Source organism: Hydrogenophaga sp., assembly GCF_051007235.1.
Taxonomy (GTDB): domain Bacteria; phylum Pseudomonadota; class Gammaproteobacteria; order Burkholderiales; family Burkholderiaceae_C; genus Hydrogenophaga.
On record NZ_JBPCSJ010000163.1, the window covers coordinates 1 to 4,394 of the forward strand.

The window sequence follows — 4,394 nt, forward strand, 5'->3', positions numbered from 1 at the left end:
TCGGGCAGGCGGGCCAGCACCAGGTGCACGATGTTGGCGGCCATGTCGTGTTCACCGGCGCTGATGAAGATCTTGTTGCCGGTGATCTTGTAGGTGCCGTCGGCCTGCGGTTCGGCCTTGGTGCGCATCAGGCCCAGGTCGGTGCCGCAGTGGGGTTCGGTCAGGCACATGGTGCCGGTCCACTCGCCGCTGACCAGCTTGGGCAGGTACAGGGCCTTCTGCTCGGGCGTGCCGTGCTCGTGCAGCGCGGCGTAGGCGCCGTGGCTCAGGCCGGGGTACATGGTCCAGGCCTGGTTGGCCGAATTCATCATTTCGTACAGGCACTGGTTCACCACCAACGGCAGGCCCTGGCCGCCGTACTCGGGGTCACAGCTCAGGGCCGACCAGCCACCGTCGGTGTAGGTCTTGTAGGCGTCCTTGAAGCCAGCGGGTGTCTTCACCTCGTGCGTGGTCTTGTCCAGCGTGCAGCCTTCGGTGTCGCCGCTGATGTTGAGCGGGAAGATCACCTGCGCGGCGAACTTGCCGGCCTCTTCCAGCACGGCGTTGATGGTGTCCGCATCCATCTCGGCGTGCTGCGGCATGGTCTGGAAATCGGCGCTGACGTTCAGCACCTCGTGCATCACAAACTGCATGTCGCGCAGGGGCGGGTTGTAGACGGGCATGGGTGGACTCCTGTGGTGGGTTTGTGAGGAAAGCGGATCAGGCCGCCGCGCGGGGCTTGCGAGCCGTGGCCTTGCGGGGGGAGGACGGGGCGGGCGCGTGCTCGCCGATGCTGTAGCGCGCCACGATCCCTTCGAAAGCGGTCAGCGCGCGGCGCAGCGATTCGGGGCTGCGCAGGAAGCGGGCTTCGTAGTGCAGCGCGAGGATCAGGGCGTGGATCTCGAAGCCCATCTGGCCGGCGTCGGTGTCGGCGCGCAGGTGGCCTTCGGCCACAGCGATCTCGATGGCGCGCTGCATGGCGGCCAGCCAGGTGTTGACCGAGCTGGCCAGCGCGTCGCGCACCGGGCCGGGCCGGTCGTCGAATTCGACCGCGCCGCTGATGTAAATGCAACCCGAGTCGATTTCGACCGAGGTGCGCTTCATCCAGTTGTCGAACATGGCGCGCAGGCGCGGCAGGCCGCGCGCGGCGGTCATGGCCGGGTAGAAGACTTCTTCCTCGAAGCGGTGGTGGTACTCGCGCACCACCGAGATCTGCAGCTCTTCGCGCGAGCCGAAGTGGGCGAACACGCCCGACTTGCTCATCTGCATGACCTCGGCCAGCGCGCCGATGGACAGACCTTCGAGACCGATCTGCGTGGCCAGGCCCAGCGCCGCATCGACGATGGCGGCCTTGGTCTGCTGGCCCTTCTGCAGCGGGCGGCTGGCGTCGGCAGCGGCGCGGGCACGTTGGGCGGGACGGGTGACGGGCATGGGCGGTGGAACCGGACGGTGGGGTAAAAAAAGACCGCTCGACAAATCGAACGGTCGTGCTATTTTTACCGCAAATCCCGCCCAGCGGGCAAGCCTGTCCGGCTTTGGGGGATTTTTGTTTAGGGCGCAGGCCCTAAAACGTCACACCCGGTGGCCCGGTCGGCGGTCCGTCAGAGGTGTTCGGTCGGCAGCAACAGCGCCAGGCTGTGCTCCAGGCTCTCGCTGGGCAGGCGCTTGAAACCGCTGCGCGCGAAGCGCTGCAGGCGCCCGACGCAAAAGGCTGTGACCACCGAGGCGTCCGCCTGCGCGTCCACCGTGGGCGTGGCGGTGCCGCTGAGCACGGCCGCTTCGCGCAGGTTCTGGCGCAGGGTGGCTTCGATCTTGTCGAAGAACAGGTTCATGCGCTGCTGCAGGCGCTCGTTTTCGAACACCAGGGCATCGCCCACCATCACGCGCGTCATACCGGGGTTCTTCTCGCCGAACTGCAGCAGCAGCGTGACCAGCTTGCGCGAACGCGCTGCGGCATCGGGCTCGCGGTCGCCGAGCTGGCCGACCAGGCCGAAGATGGACTGCTCGATGAACTCGATCAGGCCCTCGAACATCTGCGCCTTGCTGGCGAAGTGGCGGTAGAGGGCGGCTTCGCTCACATCCAGGCGGGCTGCCAGTGCGGCGGTCGTGATGCGTTCGGCCCCGGGCTGCTCCAGCATGGCGGCCAGGGCCTGCAGGATCTGCACCCGCCGCTCGCCCGGCTTGGGCCGTTTGCGCCCAGCACCGGAGGTGGCCGCATCGGCATCGTGGCCGGTGTCGGACGTGGCGTCGGCCGTGTGCAGGGGCTCTGGGGCGCTGGCGGTCATGGGCGGGGAATCCCTCGTTGGGCGGCAGGCGGTGCGGGGCGTGGGCCCCCGCGGGTCGGCCAGGTTGTCATCCTTTGTTTCATTTTCGCACAGCGTTTTCAGGCCGCCCGCGGGCCCGGTGCGGCGACAAACGCCACCCGCACGCACAGGCCCCGACCACCTGGCCCGGTGCGCAATTGCAGCTGGGTGTGGTGCGCGCGCGCGATCTCGTCGGCGATGGCCAGACCCAGCCCGTTGCCTTCACCGGCTGAGCCCTGCAGGCGGTAAAAGCGCTGCAGCACGCGGTCGCGTTCGCCGTCGGGAATGCCCGGCCCGTCGTCCTCGACGCCGATCCAGGCCAGGTCGGCACCGCCCACCTGCTCCTGGCCGCAGCGCAGCGTGATGCATCCGCCATCGGGCGTGTACTTCACCGCGTTGTCCACCAAGTTGATCAGCAGCTCGCGCAGCAGCCAAGCGTGGCCACGCGTCTGCGCGGGCTGGCTCTCCAGGCCCAGGTCGATGCCCTTGGCCGCCGCCGCGTCCAGGTACAGCGCCAGGATGTTCTCGCACAGGTCCTTGAGGTCCACCTGATGGAGCGGCTGGGCGTCGGCGCTCAGCGCATCGGCGCGCGAGAGCGCCAGCAGCTGGTTGGCCAGTTGCGAGGTGCGGCGCGTGGCGTCGCGCAGGCGCTGCACCTGGTCCACGCGCAGGCTGAGCAGGTCGCCCGTGCCCATGCTGCGCGCGGCCTGGGCCCAGGCCTCCACCTGCGCCTGCAGGCCAGCCAGCGGCGTGCGCAACTGGTGCGCGGCATCGGCCACGAAGCGGCGCTGCGCCTCGGACTGCGCGTTGACCAGCGCGAACAGCCGGTTGAGCGAGCTGACCAGCGGCCGCACCTCGGCCGGCGCGCTGTCGGCGTCGATGGGGCTGAGGTCGCGCGGAGAGCGCCGCTCCACCGCCTGCTTGAGGTCGATCAGCGGGCGCAGCGCACGGGCCACGGCCCAGGTCACGGCCACACCGGCCACCACCAGCAGCAGCAGGTTGGGCAGCAACACACGCACCAGCAGCGTGTCCAGCCAGTGCTGGCGCGCGTCGGATCCATCGGCCAGCATCACTATCAGGTCGCCGGCCGCGATGTCGTAACGCTGGGCCACCACGCGGTAGGTGATGCCGCCTTCGACCACGCTCAGGTACTCGGCGCCCTCGGTGGACGGCAGCACCGTGGGCAGCCACGCGTCGCCCAGCACATGCCGGCCGCTGGCTTCGCGGATGGCGTAGGCCGCAAAGCCCTCGCGGTCCTTGAGGAACTCGTCCACCGGCGGCGCCAGCAGCAGGGCCAGCCCAGGGGCATCGCCCGGGGCGAGCGCCGGCGGCGCGGCATCGGCGCTGTGGGTCACCACCACCGAATCGGCCAGCAGAGGCACCAGGCGCAGCAGCTGCTGGTCTTGCTGCAGCGCGGCGGTGCCGGCGCTCTGGTAGTGCAGCCAGAAACTGACCAGCCCCACCAGCCCCAGCGGCAGGAGCAGCAGCAGCATCAGGCGCCGCTGCAGGCCCCAGATCACGCCTTCGGGCCGGGCGCCGGGCTCAGAGGTCGGCCACATGGTCGGCCGGCGCGGCCAGCTCCAGCCGGTAGCCAAAGCCGCGGATGGAGCGCAGCAGCACGCCCGCCGGCTCCAGCTTGGCGCGCAGGCGCGAGACGTAGACCTCGATCGCGTTGGGCGTGATCTCCTTGTCCCAGCCGGTCAGCGCCGCCAGCAGCTTGTCCTTGGCCGCCGGCTTGGGCGCCTGCATCAGCAGGTATTCGAGCACCGTCCACTCGCGCGGACCCAGCTCCATGGGTTTGCTGCCCAGCTGCACGCGGCGCAGCGCGGTGTCCATTTCCAGCGGGCCGAAGGCCAGCACCGCGGACGTGGCGGCCTGCGAGCGCCGCAGCAGGGCGCGCAACCGCGCCAGCAACTCGGGCAGCTCGAAGGGTTTGAGCATGTAGTCGTCGGCCCCCAGGTCCAGCCCTTGCACGCGGTCGTGCAGCGCGTCGCGCGCGGTCAGGATCAGCACCGGCATGGTCAGCCCACGGGTGCGCAGGCGGCGCGTCAGCTCCAGGCCATCGACCCCGGGCAGGCCGATGTCCACGATGGCCAGGTCGAAGCTCTCGCC

General features: G+C 69.8%; 5 protein-coding genes. All 5 read right to left on the bottom strand.

The annotated features are described in order from the left end of the window. Nucleotides 1-662: acyl-CoA dehydrogenase family protein (locus ACR2JA_RS05905; RefSeq protein WP_434008181.1), on the bottom strand; the 662-nt coding region annotated here is incomplete at its 3' end. A gap of 37 nt (nt 663-699) precedes the next feature. Beyond that, nucleotides 700-1,410, bottom strand: coding sequence for a TetR/AcrR family transcriptional regulator (locus ACR2JA_RS05910; protein WP_434008182.1), 711 nt, complete (start codon nt 1,408-1,410; stop codon nt 700-702). Nucleotides 1,411-1,580: 170 nt separating this feature from the next. Further along, nucleotides 1,581-2,264, bottom strand: coding sequence for a nucleoid occlusion factor SlmA (slmA, locus tag ACR2JA_RS05915; RefSeq protein ID WP_434008183.1), 684 nt, complete (start codon nt 2,262-2,264; stop codon nt 1,581-1,583). Nucleotides 2,265-2,362: 98 nt separating this feature from the next. Continuing rightward, nucleotides 2,363-3,841 carry an ATP-binding protein gene (locus ACR2JA_RS05920; protein WP_434008184.1) on the bottom strand — a complete coding sequence of 493 codons (1,479 nt, stop codon included), beginning with the start codon at nt 3,839-3,841 and terminating at the stop codon, nt 2,363-2,365. Then, nucleotides 3,825-4,394, bottom strand: a 570-nt coding sequence (locus tag ACR2JA_RS05925; protein ID WP_434008185.1) for a response regulator, incomplete at its 5' end; no start/stop codon positions are given. The genes ACR2JA_RS05920 and ACR2JA_RS05925, both read right to left, overlap by 17 nt.

Excerpts from the sequence above, each read along its gene's own strand:
- ACR2JA_RS05910 (WP_434008182.1), bottom strand. The coding sequence starts at position 1,410 with ATGCCCGTCACCCGTCCCGCCCAACGTGCCCGCGCCGCTGCCGACGCC.
- slmA (WP_434008183.1), bottom strand. The coding sequence starts at position 2,264 with ATGACCGCCAGCGCCCCAGAGCCCCTGCACACGGCCGACGCCACGTCC.
- ACR2JA_RS05920 (WP_434008184.1), bottom strand. The coding sequence starts at position 3,841 with ATGTGGCCGACCTCTGAGCCCGGCGCCCGGCCCGAAGGCGTGATCTGG.